We start from the raw sequence: 25,718 nt of genomic DNA, 5'->3' as shown, positions 1-25,718 counted from the left end.
CCTGCGTCCGACGTCCATAAAGGGCCCCGGCGACAGACCGCCGAGTATATGACAGGCGCGAAAACTCTCAACAGGAGATTACTTCGCTGCTTTTTTGCCGATTTTCGATGAATCCGGCACACTATCGACCGCCCGAGCATCTGCTCGGTTTTATCCACTCATGCAGAAGCCGTATGACCCGTTCCCCGTTCCGTCGTCTTGTGTTTGGCACCTTGCGCCGACTGTTGTACCTCTGGGTTCGCTCGGAGACGATCAACCAATCGTCGTTGACCCTCAACCTCGACCGCAGCCGTCCGGTGTTCTACGTCCTGCAAAACCCTTCGCTGACCGATCTGGCCGTGGTCGACACCGAGTGCACCAAAGCCGGTTTGCCGCGTCCGGTGCTGCCGGTGTCGGTGGGCTCGCTGATCGAACCGGCGGCGTTCTTCTACCTGACGCCGGATCCCGACTGGCTCGGTCGCCAGGACAAGCGCGGTGCGCCGCCCACCCTGACCCGACTGGTCAGCGCCCTGACGCAGAACGCCGCCGAAGACGCGCAAATCATTCCGGTCAGCGTGTTCTGGGGCCAGTCGCCGGACAGCGAAAACAGCCCATGGAAACTGTTGTTCGCCGACAGCTGGGCTGTCACCGGACGTCTGCGTCGGCTGTTGAGCATCATCGTCCTCGGGCGTAAAACCCGCGTGCAATTCTCCGCGCCGATCCACCTGCGCGAGCTGATCGAGCACAACAAGGGCCACGAACGCACCGTGCGCATGGCCCAACGCGTGCTGCGCGTGCATTTCCGCAACCTGAAAGCGGCGGTGATCGGCCCGGACATTTCCCACCGCCGTAACCTGGTCAAAGGCCTGCTCAATCAGCCGCTGGTCAAGCAAGCGATCCTCGACGAAGCCGAGCGCGAAAACATCTCCCCGGAAAAAGCCAAGGCCCAGGCCCTGCGCTATGGCAACGAGATCGCCTCGGACTACACCTACACCGCGATCCGCTTCCTCGAAGTGGTGCTGAGCTGGTTCTGGAACAAGATCTACGACGGCATCAAGGTCAACCACATCGAAGGCGTGCAAAAGGTCGCCCAGGGTCACGAAGTGATCTACGTGCCGTGCCACCGCAGCCACATCGACTATCTGCTGCTGTCGTACTTGCTGTTCCGCAACGGCCTGACCCCGCCGCACATCGCCGCCGGGATCAACCTGAACATGCCGGTGATCGGCAGCCTGCTGCGTCGTGGCGGCGCGTTCTTCATGCGCCGCACCTTCAAGGGCAATCCGCTGTACACCTCGGTGTTCAACGAATACCTGCACACCCTGTTCACCAAAGGCTTCCCGGTCGAATACTTCGTCGAGGGCGGTCGCTCGCGCACCGGGCGCATGCTGCAACCGAAAACCGGCATGCTCGCCATCACTATGCGCAGCTTCTTGCGTTCGTCGCGTATGCCGATCGTGTTTGTGCCGGTTTACATCGGCTACGAGCGCGTGCTGGAAGGTCGCACCTACCTTGGCGAACTGCGCGGCGCGAGCAAGAAGAAAGAATCGATCTTCGATATTTTCAAAGTAATCGGCGCGCTCAAGCAGCGCTTCGGCCAGGTCGCGGTGAACTTCGGCGAGCCAATCAAACTGGCAGAGTTTCTTGACGCCGAGCAACCGGACTGGCGCCAACAGGAACTAGGCCCGCAGTACAAACCGGCATGGCTCAACGAAACCACCAACCGTCTCGGCGAGAAAGTCGCGCAGCACCTCAACGAAGCCGCCGCGATCAACCCGGTCAATCTGGTGGCGCTGGCGTTGCTGTCGACCACGCGTCTGGCGCTGGATGATCGCGCCATGGCGCGGGTGCTTGATCTGTACCTGGCGCTGCTGCGCAAAGTACCGTATTCGCCGCACACCACGTTGCCGGAGGGCGATGGCCGCGCGTTGATCGAGCACGTGAAGGACATGGATCTGCTCGCCGAGCAGAACGATGCGCTGGGCAAGATTCTTTATCTGGACGAGCAGAACGCCGTCCTGATGACTTACTACCGCAACAACGTGCTGCACATCTTCGCCCTGCCGGCGCTGCTGGCGAGCTTCTTCCAGAGCACCTCGCGCATGAGCCGCGAGCAGATACTGCGTTATACCCGCGCGCTGTATCCGTACTTGCAATCGGAGCTGTTTATTCGCTGGACGCTGGACGAGTTGGACGGCGTGGTTGATCAGTGGCTGGAAGCGTTCGTCGAACAAGGCCTGCTGCGTTTCGAGAAGGACGTCTACCTGCGTCCGGCCCCGAGTTCGCGGCATTTCGTGTTGCTGACGCTGCTGTCCAAGAGCATCGCCCAGACTCTGCAGCGTTTCTACATGACCGTATCCTTGCTGCTCAACAGCGGTCAGAACAGCATCAGCGCCGAAGAACTGGAAGACCTCTGCACGGTAATGGCTCAGCGTCTGTCGATTCTCCACGGTCTGAACGCCCCGGAGTTCTTCGACAAGAGCCTGTTCCGTCACTTCATCCAGACAATGCTCGACCTCGATGTACTGCGCCGCGACGAAGCCGGCAAGTTGAGCTACCACGAACTGCTGGGCGAACTGGCTGAAGGTGCCGCCAAACGGGTACTGCCCGCGGATATTCGCTTGTCGATCCGTCAGGTGGCGCTGCATCGCAGTGAAGATGCTGCGGAAACAGCAGTCACACCTCAAGCTTGAAACTTGTAGACAACTAACGGGGAGTGCTTCTATTCCCCCTTTGCTTTATCCATGAATTAATAGGCTCTATCAATAACTCACGATAGGGATATCGAAATGAGCCTGTTAAATGAACAACCCGGCGTCGTAACTTTACACTTCAATCTGCCCGCTGAGTTTCAAGTGCCGCTCACTGGCGAAAACGAAACCGTCGTCAGCGTCAAAGTTGTCAATGCCAAATCGCCGGTAACGGTCAAGGACTGGCGCCATCCTGCATTTTTCGGCAATACCTGGAAGTTTCACTTCCCACACAACTACGACGGCGTGGGTGTGAAATACCAGGTTCATATTCAGCTGTTTCACAACCAACAGCCCTTGCTGGTCGAGCTGGACTATTTCGTCGTGGTCAATCAGGCTCCCTACAGCCAGACTGTCAACCTGAGTCCGCTCGGGATGCTCTACGTCGAAGTTAAGTTGCCGGAAACATCACCGACCGAAGAAGCCATCACGATCAGCCTGCATGAGGCTACCGCTCCGGAAGTTGAACTTGTGCGCATCAAGCACGATGAACGGACAGCAACTTCTTTTTATCTCAAATATGATCCCGACAGCGTTATACCCGGTAAACGCTATGCACTGACGGGCGTCGAAAACCGTTATCACCAGCAAGTTCAAGTCTCCCCGGGAGCTGTAGAACTCTCACCCGTTTCGCGAAATTTCAGTGCACGTCTTTTCCAGTCAGTCGCACTATGGTTGGAAAAACCCTTACGTTTGTTCACTGATTCTGATGAAAAAATCCGCTAGATTTCTGTCGACGCCGGGATTCTTCCGGCGCAAAAGTCTTTGAGGTTCCGATGAAAAAACTCACCCTTCTCGCCGCCGCCACGCTGTTGAGCGCCTGCCAATCCACCACACCTGCGGGCAAGGTCGGTCTCGATGGCGAAGTGTTTTACCTGCAACGCATCGCCCTGCCGCCAAGTGCGACCTTAAGCGTGAGCCTGCAGGACGTGTCGCTGGCAGACGCACCGGCTGTGGTAATCGACGAGCAGAAAGGTCCGGTCAAAGGTCAGGTGCCATTGCCGTTTCATTTGAGCTACGATCCGGCGCAGGTCAAACCCGGCCACCGTTACTCGGTCAGCGCGCGCATCGAAGTCAACGGCGAGTTGATGTTCATCACCACCGAAAACCATGCCGTGCAACTCGACGGCAATGACCCGCAGCCGCTGAAAATCCGCGTCGACGCCATTCGCTAATTGTCTGTTAAGGAAGCTGCCATGCTCCGCCCTACCCTTCGCTTTGCCGGCCTGTGCGCGGGCCTGATGATCTGCGCCAACGCCATGGCGCTGTCGCTCAGCGACCTGTCACAACAGGACGCTACCGGTGGCCTCAAGGATGCCCTGAGCCAAGGCGCGCAAATCGCCGTCAAACAACTGGGCACGCCGGGTGGCTTCAGTAATAACCCCGACGTGAAAATCGAACTGCCTGGCAAACTTGGCAAAGCCGCCAGCAAAATGAAAGCCTTCGGCATGGGCGCTCAGGTCGAAGAACTCGAAACTGCGATGAACAAAGCAGCGGAGTCCGCCGTGACCCAGGCCCAGCCAATCCTCGTCGACGCCGTGAAAAAAATGAGCGTGGCAGACGCCAAAGGCATCCTCAGCGGCGGCAAGGATTCCGCCACGCAATACCTGGATAAAACCAGCCGCGAACAGATCCGCGCCAAGTTCCTGCCGATCGTCAAACAGGCGACCGACAAGGTTGGCGTTGCGCAGAAGTACAACTCCTTCGCCGGCCAGGCTGCTGCATTCGGTGTTGTCGATGCGAAGAGCGCAAATGTCGAAAACTACGTGACCGAACAGGCATTGAATGGCCTGTTCGAAATGATCGGCAAACAAGAAGAAACCATCCGCCAGAACCCGGCCGCTGCGGCGACCAGCCTGGCGAAGAAAGTCTTTGGCACTCTTTAAGCCGGCACCGAACGGGAGCGAAATTTCTCGCTCCCGTTTTTCAACTCATTTGCAATGTGCAAGAAGAACACCCACTCAGGGCCCATTTTTCTCTTTTCGAAAACCTGCAACTCGACCAGTCCGTTGAGCGTCGACATCGCTGATCCGTAAGTGCAGCCAAGATGTTCCATCACATTGCCTGCCGTAAACTCCTTCGCCATTCCGTTTTTGGCAGCCTGATACAAAGACCGTTGCCGCTCTGTCAGCCGATCGAAGAATCCCGACTCCGTCAGCCATCGTTCAAAGTCCTCGTTAAGCGCCACGCTCTTGCGCCTGGCTTAATCAAAACAGCCCACCACCCGCACAATCACCGAACACTGAAACTCGATGAAGTAAGTCAGATCGAGCTCGTCCGCCTCGGTATGCAAATAAGACCGCCCATACTTCACCGGCGCATTGCGCAGCAGCAAACTGATCGCAATGTAACGAAACGCGGCGAATTCGTTTTTGAACATCAACCAGTAGAACAACGCCCGCGCGACCCGCCCGTTACCGTCGCGAAAGGGGTGCTCGTAGCCCAAAGCAAAATGCAGCGTGATCGCCTTGATCAGCGGATGCACATAACGCCTGTCCTGAGGTAATCCTTGGGGCAAATTGATCCAGTTCGACAACCTCTCCAAGCGCAAAATCAGCCCAGCAGCGTGCGGTGGACGATGTACCGTGTTGCCTGAACCGTCCTGGACAACCACCTCATCATTTGTCCTGAAAACGCCCGGAGAATATTGCTCGTCAGCAATCCCCTCCACGCCCACCCGATGCATCGCTGCGATCAAATCGACACTCAACGGTTCGTAGCGTTTTTCCCAGGCGAAATTCATCATCCGATAGTTGCCCATGACCATACGCTCGTCCGGCGTACGCGGCTGGCGCTGGCGCTTGAGCATGTCTTTGGCGACACGCGTGGTGGTCGCCGCGCCCTCCAACTGGCTACTGGCGATGGCCTCATCCTCGATCAGATCATTAAGCAGATAACTGAAATGCGCCCGCTCGCCGATCCGACGGGTCATGTCATCCAGGGCGGCGGTAGTCGTCTGCCGATCCACCACCGAAAGCGTCATCTGCGCCAACGGCGTCAGCAGATATTTCCCCCAGTGCACCGGGTCCCCCAGTGGCAGCAGATTGACGTACTGCGCCACCCGCGCCTTTTTGACCAAAGCCCAACACAAATTGACATCCAAACCGGGTGCCCAGCGATAGCGCAGTGCCTCGAACGGCAGATAACGCCCCTGATCATCAACAGGTTTAAGCAACGCCAGATAATCCGCCAGACGCTGCTTGTGCGGTGGGCGCGCCAACAGGTCGAACACGGGATCGGATCTGCCCTTGGAGACTGGCGGCTTTTTCATCAGAAGGTGTGCTCGAGGGCTGTGAAAGCAGAGGCAGAAGTACAACACCCGAGGGACACGGGCTCAATATCAGAGGTTTCTGAAAAAGATGTAGGAAGAAAGTAGAGGATATTCAGGGAGAAATTAGTCGGCTAGCAGGCCGTCATCGCGAGCAAGCCAGCTCCCACAGTTTGAATCGCGTGCATTCAGATAGAGATGGGGCGGCTGTCAGGCCGCCTTCGCGAGCAAGCTCAGCTCCTACAATTTGATGGCGTACATCTGCAAGCAACAGGTCGGTTGGCAGGCCGTCTTCGCGAGCAAGCTCGGCTCCTACAATTGGGTCGGGTGCAGGCGGGGAGAAATTGATCGGTTGGCAGGTCGCTTTCGCGAGCAAGCTCAGCTCCTGCGAAGCCAAGATCAAAAGATCGCAACCTTCGGCAGCTTCTGCACCGGATGAGCGCAAGCTCGACAAAGCTCTTGATCTTGCCGTACTGGCCCCTTCGGCAGGCTGAGTGGAGGGATTGATCCGGGGGTGGGCGCGCAGCGCCGTTCGACGGAGTCGAATGCATCGAAAGGAGGTGCAGCGAAGCAAACCGGAAGCGATGCCCCCGGATCAATTCCGGAGCGAAGGAACCCCGAGCCCCAGCGAGCGGGCCGAACGCCGGGGCCCAGCCTTTTGGTTACTTTTTGGCGTCTGAAAAAGTGACCCGCCGTAAGGGCGGAACCGCCAGCCGCCGCACCCCAAAAAACGGATATTAACCAAGAACACCCAAAGCATGGTCGGCCCAAAGGCCGCCAAGCCCAAAAAAATCAAGCCTCCCGCCGAACCCGGAACCAAGCCGCATACAACGCCGGCAAAAACAAAAGCGTCAGCGCCGTAGCAACAATCAACCCCCCCATAATCGCCACCGCCATCGGCCCGAAAAACACGCTCCGTGACAAAGGAATCATCGCCAGCACGGCCGCCAGCGCCGTCAAAACAATCGGTCGAAACCGCCGCACAGTCGCCTCGATAATCGCCTGCCAAGGCCTGAGCCCGGAGGCAATATCCTGCTCGATCTGATCCACCAGAATCACCGAATTGCGCATGATCATCCCCGACAGCGCAATCGTCCCCAACATCGCCACAAACCCGAACGGCTGGCGGAACACCATCAGAAACAGCACCACCCCGATCAACCCCAAGGGCGCCGTCAGAAACACCATCGCCGTACGCGAAAAACTGCGCAACTGCACCATCAGCAACGTCAGCACCACCACGATGAACATCGGCACCCCGGCGTTCACCGACTTCTGCCCACGCTCCGAATCCTCCACCGTGCCACCGACATCCAACAAATAACCGTCCGGCAACTCAGCGCGAACCGGATCCAGCGTCGGCATGATCTGCTTGACCAACGTCGCCGGCTGCTCCTTGCCATAAATATCGGCGCGCACCGTCACCGTCGGCAGACGATTACGGTGCCAGATAATGCCCTCCTCAAAGCCATATTCCAGCGTCGCGATCTGCGACAACGCCACGCTGCGACCGTTATCCGTCGGCACCGCCAGGCTTGGCAACAGCGACAACTCAGTACGCTCATGCACCGTGCCGCGCAGCAGAATCTCGATCAATTCGTTGTCTTCGCGATACTGACTGACACTCGAACCGGTCAGCGAACTCTGCAGGAATTTCGCCAGATTGGCCGTGCTCACTCCCAATGCCCTGGCACGATCCTGATCGATGTTCAGGTACACCACCTTGCTCGGCTCTTCCCAGTCCAGGTGCACATTGACCACATGCGGATTCTCGCGAACCTTGGCCGCGACCTTGCGGGCCAGCGCGCGGACTTCTTCGATGTGTTCACCGGTGACGCGGAACTGCACCGGGTAACCCACCGGCGGACCGTTTTCCAGCCGCGTGACCCGCGAGCGCATCGCCGGGAATTGTTCATCAAGCGTCTCGATCAACCAGGTACGCAGCGCTTCACGCTCCTCGATGGTTTTCGCCAAAACCACAAACTGGGCGAAACTTGCCGCGGGTAATTGCTGATCCAGCGGCAGGTAGAAACGCGGCGAACCGGTGCCCACATACGCCACGTAATTGTCGATGCCGGCGTGATCCTTAAGCAGTGCTTCGAGACGTTTGACCTCACCAGTGGTATTGGCCAGCGAAGCGCCCTCGGCCAGTTTCAGATCAACCATCAATTCCAGCCGATTGGAGGCCGGGAAGAATTGCTGCGGGACGAAACGGAACAGCATTACCGAGGCAATAAACAGCGCCACGGTCAGCACGATCACGGTTTTACGGTGCGCCACGCACCATTCCACCAGACGCCGAACCCGCTGATAAAACGGCGTGCCATACGGATCCGGTTGCCCGTCACCCGTACCGTGTTTGGCCGCATGAATTTTCGCCAGATCCGGCAGCAGTTTTTCTCCCAGATACGGCACGAACACCACCGCCGCCACCCACGAGGCAATCAGTGCGATGGTCACGACCTGGAAGATCGAGCGGGTGTATTCGCCGGTGCCGGACTGCGCGGTGGCAATCGGCAGAAAGCCTGCAGCGGTGATCAGCGTACCGGTGAGCATCGGGAACGCGGTGCTGGTCCAGGCGAAGCTCGCGGCTTTGATTCGATCAAAGCCCTGCTCCATTTTGATCGCCATCATTTCCACGGCGATGATCGCGTCATCCACCAGCAAGCCCAACGCCAACACCAGCGCGCCGAGGGAGATTTTGTGCAAGCCGATGCCGAGGTAATACATACAGGCAAAAGTCATCGCCAGCACCAGCGGAATGGTCAGCGCCACGACCATGCCCGTACGCACGCCGAGGGAGAAGAAGCTCACCAGCAAGACAATCGCCAACGCCTCGACCAACACCTGGACGAACTCGCCGACCCCGGTTTTCACCGCCGCCGGCTGGTCGGAGACCTTGCGCAACTGCATGCCGGCCGGAAGGTTTTTCTGGATGCGCGAGAATTCGCCCTCCAGCGCTTTACCCAGCACGAGAATGTCGCCGCCGTCCTTCATCGCCACGGCCAGACCAATCGCGTCTTCGCCCATGAAGCGCATGCGTGGCGCCGGAGGATCGTTGAAACCGCGCCGCACGTCGGCGACATCGGAGATGCGGAACGTACGATCGCCGACCCTGATCGGGAAGTTCTTGATCTCATCGACTGAGTGAAAATTTCCCGAGACCCGCAGTTGCAAGCGCTCGCTGCCGGTTTCAAAAAACCCGGCGGTCGACACCGCGTTCTGTTCTTGCAGCGCCTGTTGCACCGCCGCCAGCGGCAAGCCGAGGGTCGCCAGTTTGACGTTGGACAACTCGACCCAGATCTTCTCGTCCTGCAAACCGAGCAAATCGACCTTGCCGACATCCTTGACCCGTTGCAGCTGGATCTGGATGCGGTCGGCGTAATCCTTGAGCACCGCGTAATCGAAACCGTCCCCCGTCAGCGCGTAGATATTGCCGAACGTGGTGCCGAACTCATCGTTGAAGAAAGGCCCCTGAATATCCGGCGGCAAGGTCTGGCGGATATCGCTGACCTTCTTGCGCACCTGATACCAGAGGTCGGGGATTTCCTTGGAATGCATCGAGTCGCGGGCAATGAACGTGACTTGGGATTCGCCGGGGCGCGAGAACGACACGATGCGCTCGTACTCACCGGTTTCCATCAATTTCTTTTCGATACGCTCGGTGACCTGTCGCGAGACTTCCTGGGCGGTCGCGCCCGGCCAACGGGTCTGAATCACCATGGCTTTGAAGGTGAACGGCGGGTCTTCGCTCTGGCCGAGCTTGGTGTAGGACAAAGCGCCAACAATGGCCAGCAACAGCATCAGGAACAGTACGATCTGGCGATTACGCAGCGCCCATTCGGAAAGGTTGAAGCGCATCGGGGCTTACTCCTTGTCCGCCAGATTGACCACACGGTTGGAGCGATCCACCGGACGCACCTGCTGACCTTCGAGCAGCACATGCACGCCAGCGGCCACCACCCAGTCACTGGCGTTCAGCCCCTCAAGCACCGGTACGGTTTTTTCGCCGAACGGGCCAATGCGCACAGGGGTCTTCTTCAAGGTGTTGTTGGCGCTGACGACCCAGACGTAGGTCGCGCCGTTTTCTGCGGTCAGCGCCGAGAGTGGCACCGACAGTGACACGGTATCGGCCGATTGCACGAACACGCGGGCGCTCTGGCCCAACTCGGCCGGGACTTTGCCGCTGGTAAAAGAAATACGTGCGGCGAAGGTGCGTGAACGTGGATCGGCAGCCGGCGACAATTCGCGAATCTGTCCTGCGAAGCGTTGGTTCTGTTGGGTCCAGAGTTCTACCGTAACCGGCTGGCCGACCTTGAAGCGACCGAAGCTTTGCTCCGGCAGGCTGATCAAGACTTCGCGCTCGCCATCGGTGGCGAGGGTAAACACGGTTTGCCCGGCAGCAACCACCTGCCCGACTTCTACCGAACGCTTGGCCACCACGCCATCCTGAGGCGCACGCAATACCGCGTAACTGGCCTGATTGGTCGAAACGTTGAACTCAGCTTTGATCTGTTTGAGGCGCGCTTCGCCGGAGCGATAGAGGTTTTCGGCGTTGTCGTAGGCCGAACGGCTGACCATCTGCCGATCCATCAGGGTCTTGTAACGGTCTCGTTCGGCACGCACCAGGTTGAGATTGGCTTCGGCGGCGGCGACTTGCGCGCGAGTGGCGTCCAGTTGCAGGCGCACGTCCTGTGGATCGAGTTCGGCGAGCGGTTGATCGGCCTTGACCCGCTGGCCTTCGTCGACCAGTCGTCGGCTGACTTTGCCACTAATGCGGAACGCCAGATCGGGTTCGTATCGGGCGCGCACCTCGCCCGGATAACTTTCCATCGCCTGCGCCGAAGGCTCTGGCTGCACCACCATGGCGGGTCGCACGGTGACTTGCGTCGCCTCTTCCTGACCACATGCGGACAATATCAACGCCAGACTGACTGGCAACGCAAAGGACAACGCATGGCGGAACATGGTGACGGACCTTTCGCTAATGGTGCTTGGAATAATTATACTGGCCGGTATGTTATTAATAGCAAACTCACCAGTCCAGTATTAAAAGCGAAGAATGTCGAACAATCTTGCAGCTCCAAACGGCCCGGGCCGCCCCAAGGATCTGGCCAAGCGCCAGGCAATCCTCGACGCGGCAAAAATTCTGTTTTTGAGTCATGGCTATGCCAACACCAGCATGGACGCGGTGGCCAGCGAGGCCGGCGTGTCGAAGTTGACGGTCTATAGCCATTTCAACGACAAGGAAACGCTGTTTTCCGCCGCCGTGGTGGCCAAATGCGAGGAGCAATTACCGCCACTGTTCTTCGAATTGCCCGAAGGCATCGCCGTGGAAAATGTGTTGCTGAACATTGCCCGAGGCTTTCATCACCTGATCAACAGCGATGAGTCGGTGAATTTGCACCGTTTGATCATGGCGCTGGGCGTTCAGGATCCGAAGCTGTCGCTGATCTTCTTCGAGGCAGGCCCGCAGCGCATGGTGCAAGGGATGGAAAGGCTGCTGACGCAGATCCATGACAGCGGCGCGCTGAGCATCGACTCGCCACGCAATGCGGCCGAGCACTTCTTCTGCCTGATCAAGGGCGCGGGGAATTTTCGGTTGTTGTACGGCTGCGGGGAGCCGTTAACTGAAGAGGCTTCAGAGAGCCATGTGCAGGAAGTGGTGGCTTTGTTTATGCGCGCCTATAGGCCCTAAATATCTGGTGTTTAGCTGGCCCCTTCGCGAGCAGGCTCGCTCCCACATTTGAAATGCGTTCCAGTGTGGGAGTGAGCCTGCTCGCGATTGGGGCGACTCGGTTTTAAGGCTTCAGCGCTTTCTTCGGGTAGATATCGTACCGGCTGGATTTGCCATCCAGCGCATGACTCGGCTTTGGCCCCTCAATGCACGGTGCCTTGCGTGGCCGCTTGACCACCACCCGGTGTGTCGCCAGCGCCAACGCCGCTTTCAGCAACGCCGGCGCATCCGGATCATCGCCAACCAATGGCCGGAACAGACGCATTTCCTTCTTCACCAACGCAGTCTTCTCACGGTGCGGAAACATCGGGTCGAGGTAGATCACCTGCGGCGCCTCACCTTCCCAGTTCTGCATGACCTCGATGGAGTTGCCCTTGAGCAACTTCATTCGCGCCACGATCGGTGCCACGTCGAAATCCTCCGCCGCCCGCGCCAGACCATCCTCCAGCAGCGCGCCAATCAGCGGCTGGCGCTCGATCAGGCTCATCTCGCAACCGAGACTGGCCAGCACGAACGCATCCTTGCCCAGGCCCGCCGTGGCATCCAGCACGCGCGGACGTACGCCTTGAGCGATGCCGACGGCTTTGGCAATCATCTGCCCGCTGCCGCCGCCGTACAAACGCCGATGCGCCGCGCCGCCCTCGACGAAGTCCACGCGCACCGGTCCCGGCGCATCCGGCCCGAGTTGTTGCAGCTGCAAACCCTGCTCGCCGACCTGCAAGGCGAACTCGCCGTCAGCCACTTCCAGCGGCAGGCCCAGGCGTTCGGCCCACTGTTCGGCTTGCGCCGCAAACGTCGGACCGAGGGGCTGGACATGGATGCGGCAGGCCGCGGGTTGCTCAATCATGGAAAACACGCTCAAAAAAGTTAAGGATCGGCGGAAACCGCCGATAACCCAATCAACGCGCATTTTGCCAGAGCTGAGCGTCAACCGAAAAAAATGTCAGGCATTCTCCCCACATCGATTGGCTACATCTCGCCTCATGGCGACTTTAGCCGTCAAAATACTCAAGCACTGAGCGGCGTCAGTCACCTGTGGCAGGATTTCTTTGCCCAGGCGATGGCCGAACAGTCGAGTGATGTGGTGCCGGCTTGCGGCACCTTTCCACCGGTTGATCTGAGCAGCACTGAAGAGCCGACCATCGGCAGCGACCTGCACGCGCACATCGTCAGCCAGCGTGAATGCGACGTGGTTGAAACCGAAGTGCGCCCGCCAGAGCCACTGTTCCTGCCAATCGCCGAATTCGAAATGGAACTGGCTGACAAGCCATTCCCACCGTTCCCGCCGGAAGAGCTCAAGGCCCAGCAAGCGCAGCAGGATTTCGACAGCAGCTGGGTACGTCCGGTGGTGATCAACAACGGTCAACCTGTACCGGAACCTGGCGCCGCGCCGCAGAAACGCCCGCTGTACCTGCCGATTGCCGAGTTCGACATGGATTTGCTGCAAAAGCCTTTTCCGCCGTTCCCGCCGGAAGAGATCGTCGAGCAGCAGAAGGCACTGGACTTCGATAACGGTTGGGCACGCCCGATTGTTCTGCAGAACCTGCGCATCGCCGCCTGAATCTCAGCGACACACGCTCCAGCGCCCGACATCGACATGAAAGTGATTGCGATGGGCGGCGTTGTAATCCGGACTTAACACCACACTGAACGCCTCACAGGCGCCATCGCGCACCTGACGCAGAAACTGTGCGTCCTGATTTTGCCGGGGCCAGTCTTTGAGCACGCTGATGCTGCGCCCGTCGGCCAGGCGAAAACCGGCGATATCCAGCGCATCGGCACTGGCATGGCGGCTCAGTGCGCCGCTCTCGCGATTGTAGATATTGCGGCAGGCAAAGCTGCCGAGGTGATCGAGGCGCGCTACTTTCTGGCCGTAAACGGCTTGCGCGGCGGGTTGCAGGGTGTGGTGCTCGAACATCGCGTAGGCCACTGCCAAGGGACAACTGGCGAGGAAACTGCTGCTCAGCGCCACCTCATCGCCCTGAACGCGCAAAGCGCCGATCAGCGGGCACTTGGCGTCGGGACTGTCGGATTGTCGTGTGACGCGCAGATTGGAGCTGGCCAGCGCCTGCGCGCAGAGGTCGGGGTCACCACGCAAACGCATCAGCTTATAGCCGGTCAGCCAATTGGGCGTGGCTTTAACGTCCAGTGGCGCCCATGGATTCCACTCCGGCGGGATGTCCAGCCAACCGCGCCAGACACTGACCAACGCGGCGCCGATGATCAGCAATACGCTGAGTGCAAGCCAACGCGCCATGCTCAACCTTTGAAAAACTGATTGGCCTTGGCGTACGGCATCGACCGCGAGGTAAAGCCGAACGTGCCCGATTGCTGGATCTCTTGCGCCGCACGATAGAACTCACCGAACGCTGCCAACGCCAATGCCGAGCCGGTGCTGATGCGCCGTACGCCCATTTCTTGCAGTTCCTGCACCGTCAGCTTCAAGCCGCCGGACATCAACACGTTGACCGGTTTCGGCGCCACCGCGCGCACCACCGCCAGCACTTCTTCGGCATTGCGCAAACCCGGCGCATACAACACGTCGGCGCCGGCCTCGGCGAAAGCCTGCAAGCGGCGAATGGTGTCGTGGATATCGGGATTGCCGTGCAGATAGTTCTCCGCACGGGCCGTCAGGGTGAAGGGAAACGGGAGCGTGCGCACTGCGGCGACGGCAGCTTCGATACGCGCCACGGCGTGTTCAAAGCAATAGATCGGCGCATCGGCGCGGCCAGTGGCGTCTTCGATCGAGCCGCCCACCGCGCCCGCGTCGGCTGCGCGCAAAAGACTTTTGGCGCACTCGGCCGGATCGTCGGCGAAACCGTTTTCCAGATCCACCGCCACCGGCAAGTCCGTCGCGGCGACAATCGCGCGAACATTGGCCAAGGTCTCGTCAAGACTCAAAGCGCCATCGGCCTTGCCCTGGGAAAACGCATAACCGGCGCTGGTGGTCGCCAGGGCCTGATAACCGAGACTGGCGAGCATCTTCGCCGAGCCCGCATCCCACGGATTGGGAATGATGAAAATCCCCGGATGCTCATGCAGGGTTTTGAAGGCGTGGGCTTTGCGGGTTTGCGCGTCCATCGGCGAGCTCCTGGGCAGGAAAACTGAAGCGCCTCAGAGCAGGTCAAGCTGCTCGGCGGCGGGTTCTCTGTATAGCTCAGGCAGCGATGGCAAGCCAGGCAAACGTTGCATCAATTGCGCGTGAAAACGTTGCGCCAGTTTCGCCGCCAACAGGTTATCGGCGGTGTGCAGGAAGATGTACGGCGTGCGCCCCTCTTCGATCCACTCGGCGATTTTCGCCACCCACGGCACGAGGAATGTGTCGTTGGCCTCAAGCTCGGGATGGCCGATGAAACGTACCTGCGGGAATTGCGTGAACGCCGCCGGACGCGTCGGCACCCGAGGCTTTTTCGATTGTGCGTGGATCACCGAAGACTCGGTCGACAGGCAACTGAACAGTGCACGCGGATCAAGGCAGATGCGCTCGACGCCACGGTCGAGCAGCAAGCGATTGAGCAAGCGTTCGCTTTCACCCTTGGCGAAGAACTGTTCGTGGCGCACCTCCACCGCCAGCGGGCAGTCCAGCGCATCGATGAATGCCGCCAGCTCCGGCAGCCGATGCGGCGTAAAGCTTTTCGACAATTGCAGCCACAGCGGCGACACGCGCTCACCGAGGGGCTTGAGTAGCTGCAGGAAGGTTTCGGCAGCGGTCAGTTGCTCGCGCAAGTCACCGCTGTGGCTGATGTCACCGGGGAATTTGGCGGTGAAGCGGAAGTGTTGAGGCATGACCTCGGCCCAACGCTGCACGGTGGCGGGCGACGGGCTGGCATAGAAGGTCGTGTTGCCTTCGACAGCGTTGAACACCTGACAATAGAGGCCGAGGAATTCGGAGGTTTTCGCGTCTTGCGGATACAGATACTCGCGCCAGGCGTTTTCACTCCAGGACGGGCAACCGAGGTAGTAAGGCAGATCCATCAGATATACAGATCGAGGCCCAGCACGTCCGCATCCCAATCGACAAAACCGGCAGTGCTCAGGTAGCTGGCGAGGGCCATGGCTACGCTCTTTTTCATCGCACGGTGGTAGATCATGTCTTGCTGACGGGCAGGCAGATTGCTCAGGCGTTGCGCAGAGGCCTTGGCAGCACGGGCGGCCAGTTGCTCTTCGCTCGGGAATTCCAGCTCGCCGTCGATATCGTCGACGGATTCATCCAGCGCCACATTGCCTTTGCGAGGCTTGCGCTTGATGGGGTAGGACTGAGAGGAAAGGCCGTCTATACGCATAATTTCATGCTCGGTATCGATGATGGCAATTTAGCGGCACTTGACCGACTTAGCAAACTGCCGAGTGATAACTAGAACACATAAAGCGCAAAAGGTTTAAAGCGCGGGGTTGGAAACTGACGATTGGCAGAATTTGGAATAAGGCATTCACTCAAGAAAGAGCTTGTAGAGGCCTTTTGTGGTGAGGGGATTTATCCCCGACCGGCTGCGCAGCATTCGCAAATGCTGATAACGCGGTTCACCGGAAGAATGCAGAGGGAGCGCTGCGCACTCCATCGGGGATAAATCCCCTCACCACAAGTGAACGGCACACATCCGGGTGAATCAACGAGCCTTGGGGGTGGCCACTTTGTCGCGCAGGTAAACCGGTTGTGCGTCGTCGGCCGGGACCGACTCGCCGCGCTCCCAGGCAAAACGCGCCAGCGTCAGCAGGTCTTCGGCGTGAGGCAGCATGCCGGCGTCGGAGCCGCTCAGATTGACCGCGATGCGCTCGGCATAACCCCAGCCTGTCCCAGCACCGAACCACTCGCCACTGGCATCAGCCGGTAGCGCCGCGACTTCCGGCGGCAACACCGCTTCGGCGCCGACCAAGCGCATCTCCCCCGCCGTCTCGCGGTAGCAACCCCAATACACTTCATCCATGCGCGCATCGATGGCCGCCGCGACCTGGCTCACGCCATGCTCACGCAACGCACGTTGCGCCAGCACCGCAAGGTTGGACACCGGCAACACCGGACGGTCCAGCGCGAACGCCAGCCCTTGCACCACACCGATAGCGATCCGCACACCGGTAAATGCACCCGGCCCACGACCGAACGCAATCGCATCGACCGCTTGCAAGGTCGTGCCGGCGTCGGCGAGCAATTGCTGAATCATCGGCAGCAGCTTCTGCGCGTGCAGGCGCGGGATCACCTCGTAATGGCTCGTGACCTTGCCGTCATGCAGCAAGGCAACGGAGCAAGCTTCAGTCGCGGTGTCCAGGGCCAGCAAGGTGCTCATCGATGTTTCCAAAACAGGGGTGGGAAAAAGTGCGTCAGTATAAACAACTACGGCCCGCAAGCGGGCCGTGGATGATGCAGCCAGTCAGACTTTTCAGCTCAGCGCTGCCAGCACCTTGGTGGTGATCGCATCAACCGAACCCACGCCTTCGATGTGGCTGTACTTCGGCTTGCCGTTGGCAGCCGAAAGCTTCTGGTAGAAATCCACCAGCGGCTTGGTCTGCGAGTGGTAGACCGACAGGCGATGACGCACGGTTTCTTCAGTGTCGTCCTTGCGCTGTACCAGCTCTTCGCCGGTGATGTCGTCTTTGCCAGCAATTTTCGGCGGGTTGTAGACGATGTGGTAAACGCGGCCGCTGGCTTCGTGAACACGACGACCGGCGATACGCTGAACGATTTCTTCGTCTTCAACCGCGATTTCAACCACTGCATCCAGCTCGACGCCGGCAGTGACCAGAGCTTCAGCCTGCGGAATGGTGCGCGGGAAGCCGTCGAACAGGAAGCCGTTGGCGCAGTCAGGCTGAGCAATACGATCCTGAACCAGGGCGATGATCAGGTCATCCGACACCAGGCCGCCGGCATCCATGATGCTCTTGGCTTGAACGCCCAGCGGAGTGCCGGCCTTGACCGCTGCGCGCAGCATGTCGCCGGTGGAGATTTGCGGAATGCCGAATTTTTCGGTGATGAACTTAGCCTGAGTACCTTTACCGGCCCCGGGAGCTCCCAGCAGAATGACGCGCATTAGATGTGCTCCTCAATTTTTTTATAAAAAGCTTTTACAAAACAAAGGATTCGCCTCTTGGGACGAATCCTGAAAAATACGGGTCGTGGCCGCACAAACGGCCAAAGGCTGATCAAGATACACAGCAGGCTGCGCCCACACAAGACGCCAAAAGTCGGAGAAACCGAAGCCCACCGCGACCTCGCGACGCGGTAACCCAAGTCGCAACCCCATCATTAACTGTCGCCTGACCGCACTTGCAGCGTTCAGACAAAGCGGCATCCGGCGTTTACTCCAGGTGCCGCACGCCACGGCAAAAACCTTAGCCGGTATTGCGCAAACCGGCGGCAATCCCCGCCACAGACACCAGCAACGCTTGTTCCACCGGGCTGCCCTGCTCGACTTCCTGCTGCCGCGAACGCGCCAGCAACTCGGCCTGCAATAGATGCAGCGGGTCGAGGTAGGTGTTGCGCAAACGGATGAATTCAAGGGTGTCCGGGCTATGTGCCAGCAGCTGCGACTGGCCGGTCAGGCCGAGTACCACCGCGCACGCCTGCGACAATAGGTCGCGTAACTGCGCGCCCAACGGCAGCAAGTCCGGCTCGACCAGACGCTGATCGTAGGACAGCGCAATGTCGGCGTCAGCCTTGGCCAGGACCATTTCGAGCATGTCGATGCGCGTGCGGAAGAACGGCCATTGCTCGCGCATCTGTCCGAGCAACTCGCCCTCGCCGCGCTCCAGCGCTTTGCTCAACGCCGATTCCCAGCCAAGCCAGGCCGGCAGCATCAGCCGCGTTTGCGTCCAGCCGAAGATCCACGGGATCGCCCGCAGGCTTTCAATGCCGCCCGCTCGACGTTTGGCCGGACGACTGCCGAGCGGCAAGCGCCCCAACTCCTGCTCGGGTGTGGACTGACGGAAATACTCGACGAATTGCGGATTCTCGCGCACGACCTGGCGATAAGCGCTGACACCGTCGGCCGCCAATTCGTCCATCAGATGACGCCATTCGGGGGTTGGCGGCGGCGGGGGCAGCAGTGTTGCTTCAAGCACCGCGGCCAGATACAGATTGAGGTTTTGCTCGGCGATGTCCGGCAGACCGAATTTGAACCGAATCATTTCCCCCTGCTCAGTGGTGCGGAAACGCCCCGCCACCGACCCCGGTGGCTGCGACAGAATCGCCGCGTGCGCCGGGCCACCGCCACGGCCCACGGTGCCACCGCGACCGTGAAAAAGCAGCAATTCGACTTGTTGCTCGCGGCAGATTTCCACCAGCCGTTCCTGCGCACGGTATTGGGCCCAGGCCGCTGCGGTGGTGCCAGCATCCTTGGCCGAGTCGGAATAACCGATCATCACTTCCTGCGGGCCTTGCAGCCGCGCGCGATAACCCGGCAGCAGCAACAGACGCTCCATCACCGGCCCGGCATTGTCCAGGTCAGCGAGGGTTTCGAACAGCGGCACCACACGCATCGGCCGCAGCACGCCGGACTCTTTGAGCAGCAACTGCACGGCGAGGACGTCGGAAGCGGCGCCGGCCATGGAGATCACATAGGAGCCGAGCGAAGCGCCCGGTGCGGCGGCGATTTCCTTGCAGGTATTGAGCACTTCAGCAGTATCGGCGGACGGCTTGAAATGCGCCGGCAGCAACGGCCGACGATTATTCAGTTCTTGCGTCAGGAAGGTGATGCGCTGCTCTTCGTCCCAATCTTCAAAACGACCGAGACCGAGGTAATCGGTGATTTCAGTCATCGCCGAAGTGTGCCGCGACGAATCCTGGCGCACGTCGAGGCGCACCAGGAACAGGCCGAAGGTCACCGCCCGGCGCAGGCAATCGAGCAACGGGCCGTCAGCAATCACGCCCATGCCGCATTCGTGCAGCGAGTTGAAACACAGCTCCAGCGGATCGAGCAAATCACGATTGTTGTGCAATACATCAGCCGGTGCCGGGGTATTCGCCGTCAGCGAGGCATGCGCCCAGTTACGCGTCGCACGCAGGCGTTCGCGCAATTGTTTGAGTACCGCCCGATAGGGTTCCGCGCTGTCGCCAGCCTTGGCTTTCAGGGCATCGCTGGCTTGTTGCATCGACAGTTCGGCAGCGAGGTGATCGACATCGCGCAGATACAGATCAGCCGCCATCCAGCGCGCCAACAGCAACACTTCGCGGGTCACTGCCGCGGTAACGTTGGGGTTACCGTCACGGTCGCCGCCCATCCACGACGCGAAGCGGATCGGCGCCGCTTCCAATGGCAGACGCAGGCCGGTTGCTTCAAACAAGGCCTTGTCGGCCTTGCGCATATGGTTGGGAATCGCTTGCCACAGCGAGTGTTCGATGACCGCGAAACCCCATTTGGCCTCGTCAACGGGCGTCGGCCGGGTACGGCGAATTTCTTCGGTGTGCCAGGCTTCAGCGATCAATCTTTGTAGGGTGTTTTGAATCTGTTCGCGCTCGGCCGAAGTCAGATCGCGATGATCCTGAGCGGCGAGTTGCGCGGCAATTGCGTCGTACTTCTGGATCAGCGTGCGCCGCGCCACTTCGGTCGGGTGCGCGGTCAGTACCAATTCGATTTCCAGCCGCGCCAGTTGCCGGGCCAGCGACTCGGCGCTGTGGCCTTCGTTGCGCAGACGTGCAAGCAATTCAGGCAATACGCGGGACTCGAACGGTGCGGGCTGCGACTCTTCGCGACGATGAATCAACTGATACTGCTCGGCGATGTTCGCCAGATTGAGAAACTGGTTGAACGCCCGCGCCACCGGGAGCAATTCGTCTTCGCTCAATTGATTGAGGCTGGCGCTCAGTTCAGCGTCCATCGAGCCGCGGCGATCAGCCTTGGCGCCCTTGCGGATCTGCTCGATCTTGTCGAGAAAGGCCTCGCCGTACTGGTCTCGAATGGTGTTGCCCAACAGCTCTCCGAGCAGGTGAACGTCTTCGCGCAAGCGTGCATCAATATCGGTCATCAGCAGTTCTCCAGCAGTAATCCGGACGGCTTTGGAAACAAGTGCATGGGCTAGAGAGTGCCGTTCCAGAACGCTTCTTACAAGCAGGCGACGAAGGGACTTTAAACCTTGTGGCCGAAAGCTAGTCTCAACAGTAAGCCGCACAACGGCTTGCCGCCGGCCCCGGCGGACACTCACCCAAGCCTGCCACCCGCAGGTGCGACATGAGGTCATCATGAAAATCCGTGAACTCGCCCAGCATTGGGAAGAAAACGCCAAAGGTCGCCTGACCGACACTGGCTACACGATTCATCTGGACGTCGAGGCCGCTGCGCGCCTGGCGGCGATTGCCGAAATGTACCCGAAACGGCATGCCGAAGAATTGCTCGGCGAGTTGATCGGCGCTGCGCTTGAGGAATTCGAAGCGAGCCTGCCGTATGTGAAGGGCTCGACCGTGGTGGCGACCGATGAGGAAGGTGATCCGTTGTATGAAGACGTCGGGCCTACGCCACGGTTTCTGGCGTTGTCGCGACGGCATTTGCAGGACCTCTCGGCTGCGGCCAGCAAGCAAAAACACTGACACAACCTAGTCCAAAACTGTGGGAGCGAGCCTGCTCGCGAAAGCGGTATATCAGTCGACATTGATGGTGACTGGCACACCGCATTCGCGAGCAGGCTCGCTCCCACATTGATTGTATTTCTGCCTTAAAATCGACGTATTTTCGATATTGGAAACACCCGCGCGTACCGTTCCATCCTGCCAAAGTTCCCGCCTTAGAGCCTTGTCCATTCAGTCAAAAAAAAATTTGGCGATAGGCCATCTTTTCTGAACTTTTGAAAAATCCCTCCGGTCGGAAGCTGTAACCACGCCTGGAACGAGCGTTTCAAAAACGCGCTTTCACACGACGCTTGCGGCTCCTCGACCAGGATGGATTTAGATGTTCTTAGGAGATGCCTAATGGAGTTGAAGACCATGAAAAACCAAACCTCGTTCTCCCACCTGCGCGGTCTGAAACTGGCGGCTCTGGCCATCGGCACCAGCTTCGTACTGGCCGGTTGTGCCGGTAACCCACCGACCGAGCAATACGCCGTGACTCAATCGGCCGTGAACAGCGCCGTCAGCGCTGGCGGTACCGAGTTTGCCGCGGTTGAGATGAAGCAAGCGCAGGACAAACTGAAACAAGCCGAAATCGCCATGCACGACAAGAAGTATGACGACGCCCGCCGCCTGTCCGAGCAAGCTGAATGGGACGCTCGTGTAGCGGAACGCAAGGCTCAGGCAGCCAAGGCCGAACTGGCTGTGAAGGATTCCCAGAAAGGTGTTCAGGAACTGCGTCAGGAAAGTCAGCGCCCAGTGCAGTAAGCGCGCATCCCGACCGCAAAGCTGAAACTTTATCGATAGAAAGGACGACAAATTATGCGTAAGCAACTGATGATCCCCGCTCTCCTGGCCGCAAGCGTTGCCCTGGCTGCCTGCTCCACTCCGCCTAACCCGAATCTGGAACAGGCACGCACCAACTACGCCGGCCTGCAAGCCAACCCGCAGGCGAGCAAAGTCGCCGCGCTGGAAACCAAAGACGCCAGCGATTATCTGGACAAAGCCGACAAGGCTTACCTGGACAAGCAAGACGCGTCCAAGGTTGACCAACTGGCTTACCTGACCAACCAGCGCGTGGAAGTGGCCAAACAGACCATCGCCCTGCGCACCGCTGAAAACAACCTGAAGAACGCTGCAGCTCAACGTGCCCAGGCACGTCTGGATGCCCGTGATCAGCAGATCAAACAGCTGCAAAGCAGCCTGAACGCCAAGCAGACCGATCGCGGTACGCTGGTGACTTTTGGTGACGTACTGTTCGCCACCAACAAGGCTGACCTGAAATCCAGCGGTCTGGTCAACATCAACAAACTGGCGCAGTTCCTTCAGGAAAACCCTGATCGCAAAGTGATCGTCGAGGGTTACACCGACAGCACTGGCGCGGCCAACTACAACCAGTCGCTGTCCGAGCGTCGTGCGACCTCGGTACAGGTTGCATTGATCAAGATGGGTGTCGATCCATCGCGCATCGTGGTTCAGGGTTATGGCAAGGAATACCCGGTTGCCGATAACGGCAGCGTTTCCGGCCGTGCAATGAACCGTCGTGTGGAAGTGACCATTTCCAACGACAACCAGCCAGTGATGCCACGTTCGGCTGTCAGCTCGAACTAAGCGCCCTGCTGTAACGCAAAAGCCCCGCCTGAGTGATCAGGCGGGGCTTTTTCATGCACGATCACAATTCACTTGTGGGAGCGAGCCTGCTCGCGAAAGCGCTGTATAAGCCAACATGAATGTTGAATGACAATGCGTATTCGCGAGCAGGCTCGCTCCCACAGTTTAATCGGGTTACTGCTCGAGTTTTTGCGGGGTCTCTTCGCCCATGCAGCGCACGGCTTTTTTCTGTGCGTTGATCAGCACGCCGGTCAGGCCTTTCTGTTCGGTGTCGAACAACACCAGCACGCCATCGATGCACTGCGCCACTTGCGGCGCCGGGTCCAGCGAGACTTTGTAGTCCTCGCCCGGCACGGTTTTGAGCATGGTGAATTCGTTGAGCAGCAACGCATCCTCGGGTTTGGCGAAGTGCAGGTAACCGTAGTACCACAGCGCCCCGACGGTGCCGAGGATGCTGCAGATACCGGTAATGATCAGCGGGATGGCGTTACGTTCTTCACTCATTGCGGACTCTCATCTTCAGAATTCGGAGGTGTCGGGTAATTGGGGATTTCGCCGAGCCGGCGCAGGCCGTTGAAGTGCTCAGGATCGTCGAGGTAGCGCAGCATTACCTGGCGCCACACCGGATCGCCAAAAGTCTGCACGTGGCCGCCACGGGTCAATTGCAACACACGCGGTGGCGGCGCAGCTTGATACAAGCGGATGCCGTTGGAAAGCGGCACCAGCGGATCGTCGATGCTGTGGAAGATCAGTTTTGGCACGCCGTTGAGCTGTGGCATCGAGTTGATTGCGCTGTCGCCATCCGGCACCAGCCACGACAGCGGCACCTGAAATGGCCAGGTCAGCCATGAAGTGCTCAGCGCGTATTGACCGACGCTGCGGTAGCTGGCGGGGACGCCGTCGAGCACCAGCGCTTTCAGCTGTTTCTGCCGTTCGGGATGCTGCACCAGCCAATGCACCGCCATCGAACCGCCAAGGCTCTGACCGAGCAGCACCAACGGCTTGCCTTTGACCTCGGGCGCCTTGTCGAGCCAGGCGAACGCGGCGTCGATGTCCTGATAAATCGCCGGCAAGCTCGGCTCGCCCTCGGACAAGCCGTAACCGCGATAGTCCACCAGCAGCACTTGATAGCCGTTTTTCGGCAACCACCAACTGCCACCGAGGTGCATCGGCAGATTGCCGCCGTTACCGTGCAGGTGCAGTACTGTGCCTTTGACTTCGACACCGGGTTTGGCCGGTAACCACCAGGCGTTGAGCTTCAGGCCATCAGCCGTGACCAGGGTGACGGTACGGTATTCGAGTTTGGCCTTTTCCGGGGTGAAGATCTGGCCGGGTTCGGGGTAGAACAACAGAGAACTGCAACCGCCGAGGGTCAGGAGCAGGCAGAAAATACCGAGGATTCTCATCCGGTGAAACCTCGCAAAAATTCAGGTTGGAATTCAGAACAAACCTGTAGGAGTGAGCCTGCTCGCGATAGCGGTGTGTCAGTCGATATACATGTTGATTGACACACCGCTATCGCGAGCAGGCTCACTCCTACAGGGGATTTATTGTGATCTAAAGGATGTTGGAGTAATCCGCTTCGATCCGGTCCAGGCTCAAGTGATTGAGGAAGTTGGAGAAGCACATCCACGCCGACAACGCATTCAAATCGCGGAACTGATCCGGCAGATATTTCGGCGGCACCACCAGCCCTTCATCCACCAACTGACGCAGCGTGCGCATGTCTTCCAGCGTGGTCTTGCCGCAGAACAACAGCGGGATCTGCTCAAGTTTGCCCTTACGCACAGCCAACTGAATGTAGTTGTAAACCATGATAAAGCCCTTGAGATAGGACAAGTCTTTGGTAAATGGCAGCCCCGTCGGCGTCGATCCACGGAAAACCCGGCTGGCGTTGCCGTAGCTTTCCGCCATCTCAAAGCCCTGCTCGCGGAAGAACTCGAACACCTGCAGGAAGTCGGCGCCCTCCTCGACCATGTGAATGGCGCGAGTGCGGTTGGTCAGTTTGCGCAGGCGACTCGGGTAGGAGGCAAACGTGATGATTTCCATCAGGATCGCCAGTCCTTCCTGGGTAACGGTCGACGACGGCGGGCCCTTGGACAGGAAGGTGCAGATCGGCTGGTTCAAACCGTTGAGCGTGGTGCCGACGTGCACCAGGCCTTCGTGAACTTCCAGTGCGCGCACGTCGCGATCGTTGAACATCGCGTCGGTGCGGATCTTGATGTAGTCGGCGCCCGCCGCCGCGTCAGCAACGATGCCGTCGGACTCGAATACGCGGATGGTTTCTTCGGCCTCGCCGAACACCTTGTTCAGGCGGGTTTGCAGCAGATGCACGGCGTCTTTGGCGGTGAGGGTTTTCGGCTCATCCTTCAAGTCGCCTCGACCGTCGATGTTGTTCAGGTAGTCGGACATCATCAGGCCGAGGTCGGCCAGGGTCGGATCACCGGCGTGAAACGCGTCGGACGCAGCGCCGTACAGTTCTTGCGAGATCAGGCCGAAATCCTCGGTGCCGCGCGCTTCGAGCATGCGCACGACCATGCGGTATTCCTTGCACATGCGCCGCATGATCTGCCCGACCGGGTTGAACTGGCCGAGCTGACGGGTGATGTCGCGCTCGATGTTCTGGAATTCCAGTTTGACCTTGCTTGAATCGAAACTCAGTGGGCGATTGAGATAGTAGTCGCGATCCACCGCCGGCATTTCCTTGCCTTTGGCCTTGAGAAAGCCCTTGCGGATGTTCTCGTCCCACTTGACCGCGTCGAGCACACGGATCGGCGTCTGCGCCAGCACAATGCGGTCGGACAACATGCGTATCGTCTGCTGGTAATCGTCCACCCGAAACTC

The 25,718-nt window shown here is 59.2% G+C and carries 22 protein-coding genes and 1 pseudogene; 9 read left to right on the top strand and 14 right to left on the bottom strand.

Translation table 11 applies throughout. The features are described 5' to 3' along the window. Positions 1 to 173 precede the first annotated feature (173 nt). The 4 genes from plsB to JFT91_RS25650 all read left to right on the top strand — a co-directional run bounded on the left by plsB (position 174) and on the right by JFT91_RS25650 (position 4,615). A complete protein-coding gene (gene plsB / locus JFT91_RS25665; protein ID WP_201234244.1) occupies positions 174 to 2,672 on the top strand; it encodes a glycerol-3-phosphate 1-O-acyltransferase PlsB in 2,499 nt (832 codons plus the stop codon). A 96-nt stretch (positions 2,673 to 2,768) separates the two neighbouring features. Further along, entirely contained in the window at positions 2,769 to 3,455 is a 687-nt protein-coding gene (locus JFT91_RS25660) for a hypothetical protein (RefSeq protein WP_201234243.1), read from the top strand. A 50-nt stretch (positions 3,456 to 3,505) separates the two neighbouring features. Next, positions 3,506 to 3,904 (top strand): YbaY family lipoprotein, encoded by a 399-nt coding sequence (locus tag JFT91_RS25655; protein WP_098967439.1) that lies wholly within the window; start codon positions 3,506 to 3,508, stop codon positions 3,902 to 3,904. A gap of 21 nt (positions 3,905 to 3,925) precedes the next feature. Further along, the gene (locus JFT91_RS25650; protein WP_201227783.1) at positions 3,926 to 4,615 is read left to right on the top strand and encodes a DUF4197 domain-containing protein; all 690 of its coding nucleotides are present in this window, start codon (positions 3,926 to 3,928) and stop codon (positions 4,613 to 4,615) included. Here the strand turns inward: JFT91_RS25650 and JFT91_RS25640 are convergent. The 3 genes and pseudogenes from JFT91_RS25640 to JFT91_RS25630 all read right to left on the bottom strand — a co-directional run bounded on the left by JFT91_RS25640 (position 4,612) and on the right by JFT91_RS25630 (position 10,965). Then, positions 4,612 to 6,000, bottom strand: a pseudogene (locus tag JFT91_RS25640) (Fic family protein). The gene JFT91_RS25650 and the pseudogene JFT91_RS25640 overlap by 4 nt on opposite strands. A 789-nt stretch (positions 6,001 to 6,789) precedes the next feature. Continuing rightward, complete coding sequence (locus JFT91_RS25635; RefSeq protein ID WP_201234241.1) at positions 6,790 to 9,858, bottom strand: efflux RND transporter permease subunit; 3,069 nt, start codon at positions 9,856 to 9,858, stop codon at positions 6,790 to 6,792. Between the two features lie 6 nt (positions 9,859 to 9,864). Continuing rightward, entirely contained in the window at positions 9,865 to 10,965 is a 1,101-nt protein-coding gene (locus JFT91_RS25630) for an efflux RND transporter periplasmic adaptor subunit (RefSeq protein WP_201234240.1), read from the bottom strand. Positions 10,966 to 11,059: 94 nt separating this feature from the next. On the opposite strand from JFT91_RS25630, the gene JFT91_RS25625 reads away from it, so the two are divergent. Further along, the gene (locus JFT91_RS25625) at positions 11,060 to 11,695 is read left to right on the top strand and encodes a TetR/AcrR family transcriptional regulator (RefSeq protein ID WP_201234239.1); all 636 of its coding nucleotides are present in this window, start codon (positions 11,060 to 11,062) and stop codon (positions 11,693 to 11,695) included. 103 nt (positions 11,696 to 11,798) lie between these two features. Here the strand turns inward: JFT91_RS25625 and JFT91_RS25620 are convergent, their stop codons facing one another. Beyond that, on the bottom strand, positions 11,799 to 12,581 hold the full coding sequence (locus tag JFT91_RS25620; RefSeq protein WP_207197013.1) for a class I SAM-dependent methyltransferase: 783 nt from the start codon (positions 12,579 to 12,581) through the stop codon (positions 11,799 to 11,801). A 93-nt stretch (positions 12,582 to 12,674) separates the two neighbouring features. On the opposite strand from JFT91_RS25620, the gene JFT91_RS25615 reads away from it, so the two are divergent. Next, a complete protein-coding gene (locus tag JFT91_RS25615) occupies positions 12,675 to 13,295 on the top strand; it encodes an energy transducer TonB (RefSeq protein ID WP_201227788.1) in 621 nt (206 codons plus the stop codon). A 3-nt stretch (positions 13,296 to 13,298) separates the two neighbouring features. On the opposite strand, the gene JFT91_RS25610 is transcribed toward JFT91_RS25615, so the two are convergent. From JFT91_RS25610 to ppc, 7 genes are all read right to left on the bottom strand, one after another. Beyond that, positions 13,299 to 13,991 carry an extensin-like domain-containing protein gene (locus JFT91_RS25610; RefSeq protein WP_201234238.1) on the bottom strand — a complete coding sequence of 231 codons (693 nt, stop codon included), beginning with the start codon at positions 13,989 to 13,991 and terminating at the stop codon, positions 13,299 to 13,301. Between the two features lie 2 nt (positions 13,992 to 13,993). Continuing rightward, the gene (locus tag JFT91_RS25605) at positions 13,994 to 14,815 is read right to left on the bottom strand and encodes an isocitrate lyase/PEP mutase family protein (RefSeq protein ID WP_201234237.1); all 822 of its coding nucleotides are present in this window, start codon (positions 14,813 to 14,815) and stop codon (positions 13,994 to 13,996) included. A 33-nt stretch (positions 14,816 to 14,848) separates the two neighbouring features. Beyond that, entirely contained in the window at positions 14,849 to 15,709 is an 861-nt protein-coding gene (locus JFT91_RS25600; protein WP_201227791.1) for a DUF72 domain-containing protein, read from the bottom strand. Then, a complete protein-coding gene (locus tag JFT91_RS25595; protein WP_201227792.1) occupies positions 15,709 to 16,017 on the bottom strand; it encodes a hypothetical protein in 309 nt (102 codons plus the stop codon). The genes JFT91_RS25600 and JFT91_RS25595 overlap by 1 nt, the downstream gene beginning before the upstream one ends. 324 nt (positions 16,018 to 16,341) lie before the next feature. After that, positions 16,342 to 17,016 carry a tRNA (adenosine(37)-N6)-threonylcarbamoyltransferase complex dimerization subunit type 1 TsaB gene (tsaB, locus tag JFT91_RS25590; protein ID WP_201234236.1) on the bottom strand — a complete coding sequence of 225 codons (675 nt, stop codon included), beginning with the start codon at positions 17,014 to 17,016 and terminating at the stop codon, positions 16,342 to 16,344. 93 nt (positions 17,017 to 17,109) lie between these two features. Beyond that, positions 17,110 to 17,757 (bottom strand): adenylate kinase, encoded by a 648-nt coding sequence (gene adk / locus JFT91_RS25585; protein WP_134176932.1) that lies wholly within the window; start codon positions 17,755 to 17,757, stop codon positions 17,110 to 17,112. A 301-nt stretch (positions 17,758 to 18,058) separates the two neighbouring features. Next, positions 18,059 to 20,689, bottom strand: a complete 2,631-nt coding sequence (gene ppc, locus JFT91_RS25580; RefSeq protein ID WP_201234235.1) for a phosphoenolpyruvate carboxylase — start codon at positions 20,687 to 20,689, stop codon at positions 18,059 to 18,061. Positions 20,690 to 20,903: 214 nt separating this feature from the next. Between ppc and JFT91_RS25575 the strand changes: the two genes are divergently transcribed. The 3 genes from JFT91_RS25575 (at position 20,904) to lptF (ending at position 22,874) form a co-directional block, all read left to right on the top strand. Beyond that, on the top strand, positions 20,904 to 21,248 hold the full coding sequence (locus JFT91_RS25575; RefSeq protein ID WP_201234234.1) for a pilin assembly protein: 345 nt from the start codon (positions 20,904 to 20,906) through the stop codon (positions 21,246 to 21,248). Positions 21,249 to 21,626: 378 nt separating this feature from the next. Beyond that, complete coding sequence (locus JFT91_RS25570; RefSeq protein ID WP_201227796.1) at positions 21,627 to 22,031, top strand: DUF4398 domain-containing protein; 405 nt, start codon at positions 21,627 to 21,629, stop codon at positions 22,029 to 22,031. A 54-nt stretch (positions 22,032 to 22,085) separates the two neighbouring features. Continuing rightward, complete coding sequence (gene lptF / locus JFT91_RS25565) at positions 22,086 to 22,874, top strand: lipotoxin F family OmpA-related lipoprotein LptF (RefSeq protein ID WP_201227797.1); 789 nt, start codon at positions 22,086 to 22,088, stop codon at positions 22,872 to 22,874. Between the two features lie 174 nt (positions 22,875 to 23,048). Here the strand turns inward: lptF and JFT91_RS25560 are convergent, their stop codons facing one another. From JFT91_RS25560 to JFT91_RS25550, 3 genes are all read right to left on the bottom strand, one after another. Beyond that, positions 23,049 to 23,378: a PA3694 family proteiin gene (locus JFT91_RS25560; RefSeq protein ID WP_122591285.1), complete on the bottom strand. Its 330-nt coding sequence runs from the start codon at positions 23,376 to 23,378 to the stop codon at positions 23,049 to 23,051. Next, positions 23,375 to 24,280: an alpha/beta hydrolase gene (locus tag JFT91_RS25555; RefSeq protein WP_201234233.1), complete on the bottom strand. Its 906-nt coding sequence runs from the start codon at positions 24,278 to 24,280 to the stop codon at positions 23,375 to 23,377. Before JFT91_RS25555 ends, JFT91_RS25560 begins: the two co-directional genes overlap by 4 nt. A 151-nt stretch (positions 24,281 to 24,431) precedes the next feature. Beyond that, positions 24,432 to 25,682 carry a flavohemoglobin expression-modulating QEGLA motif protein gene (locus JFT91_RS25550; protein ID WP_201228097.1) on the bottom strand — a complete coding sequence of 417 codons (1,251 nt, stop codon included), beginning with the start codon at positions 25,680 to 25,682 and terminating at the stop codon, positions 24,432 to 24,434. Positions 25,683 to 25,718: the final 36 nt, after the last annotated feature.

The organism is Pseudomonas sp. TH08 (assembly GCF_016651275.1).
Lineage (GTDB): Bacteria > Pseudomonadota > Gammaproteobacteria > Pseudomonadales > Pseudomonadaceae > Aquipseudomonas.
This window is presented reverse-complemented; position numbering and strand designations above follow the sequence as displayed.

Coding starts and splice junctions, on each gene's coding strand:
- plsB (WP_201234244.1), top strand. CDS start 174: ATGACCCGTTCCCCGTTCCGTCGTCTTGTGTTTGGCACCTTGCGCCGA.
- JFT91_RS25660 (WP_201234243.1), top strand. CDS start 2,769: ATGAGCCTGTTAAATGAACAACCCGGCGTCGTAACTTTACACTTCAAT.
- JFT91_RS25655 (WP_098967439.1), top strand. CDS start 3,506: ATGAAAAAACTCACCCTTCTCGCCGCCGCCACGCTGTTGAGCGCCTGC.
- JFT91_RS25650 (WP_201227783.1), top strand. CDS start 3,926: ATGCTCCGCCCTACCCTTCGCTTTGCCGGCCTGTGCGCGGGCCTGATG.
- JFT91_RS25635 (WP_201234241.1), bottom strand. CDS start 9,858: ATGCGCTTCAACCTTTCCGAATGGGCGCTGCGTAATCGCCAGATCGTA.
- JFT91_RS25630 (WP_201234240.1), bottom strand. CDS start 10,965: ATGTTCCGCCATGCGTTGTCCTTTGCGTTGCCAGTCAGTCTGGCGTTG.
- JFT91_RS25625 (WP_201234239.1), top strand. CDS start 11,060: ATGTCGAACAATCTTGCAGCTCCAAACGGCCCGGGCCGCCCCAAGGAT.
- JFT91_RS25620 (WP_207197013.1), bottom strand. CDS start 12,581: ATGATTGAGCAACCCGCGGCCTGCCGCATCCATGTCCAGCCCCTCGGT.
- JFT91_RS25615 (WP_201227788.1), top strand. CDS start 12,675: ATGTCAGGCATTCTCCCCACATCGATTGGCTACATCTCGCCTCATGGC.
- JFT91_RS25610 (WP_201234238.1), bottom strand. CDS start 13,991: ATGGCGCGTTGGCTTGCACTCAGCGTATTGCTGATCATCGGCGCCGCG.
- JFT91_RS25605 (WP_201234237.1), bottom strand. CDS start 14,815: ATGGACGCGCAAACCCGCAAAGCCCACGCCTTCAAAACCCTGCATGAG.
- JFT91_RS25600 (WP_201227791.1), bottom strand. CDS start 15,709: ATGGATCTGCCTTACTACCTCGGTTGCCCGTCCTGGAGTGAAAACGCC.
- JFT91_RS25595 (WP_201227792.1), bottom strand. CDS start 16,017: ATGCGTATAGACGGCCTTTCCTCTCAGTCCTACCCCATCAAGCGCAAG.
- tsaB (WP_201234236.1), bottom strand. CDS start 17,016: ATGAGCACCTTGCTGGCCCTGGACACCGCGACTGAAGCTTGCTCCGTT.
- adk (WP_134176932.1), bottom strand. CDS start 17,757: ATGCGCGTCATTCTGCTGGGAGCTCCCGGGGCCGGTAAAGGTACTCAG.
- ppc (WP_201234235.1), bottom strand. CDS start 20,689: ATGACCGATATTGATGCACGCTTGCGCGAAGACGTTCACCTGCTCGGA.
- JFT91_RS25575 (WP_201234234.1), top strand. CDS start 20,904: ATGAAAATCCGTGAACTCGCCCAGCATTGGGAAGAAAACGCCAAAGGT.
- JFT91_RS25570 (WP_201227796.1), top strand. CDS start 21,627: ATGGAGTTGAAGACCATGAAAAACCAAACCTCGTTCTCCCACCTGCGC.
- lptF (WP_201227797.1), top strand. CDS start 22,086: ATGCGTAAGCAACTGATGATCCCCGCTCTCCTGGCCGCAAGCGTTGCC.
- JFT91_RS25560 (WP_122591285.1), bottom strand. CDS start 23,378: ATGAGTGAAGAACGTAACGCCATCCCGCTGATCATTACCGGTATCTGC.
- JFT91_RS25555 (WP_201234233.1), bottom strand. CDS start 24,280: ATGAGAATCCTCGGTATTTTCTGCCTGCTCCTGACCCTCGGCGGTTGC.
- JFT91_RS25550 (WP_201228097.1), bottom strand. CDS start 25,682: ATGTTGTCCGACCGCATTGTGCTGGCGCAGACGCCGATCCGTGTGCTC.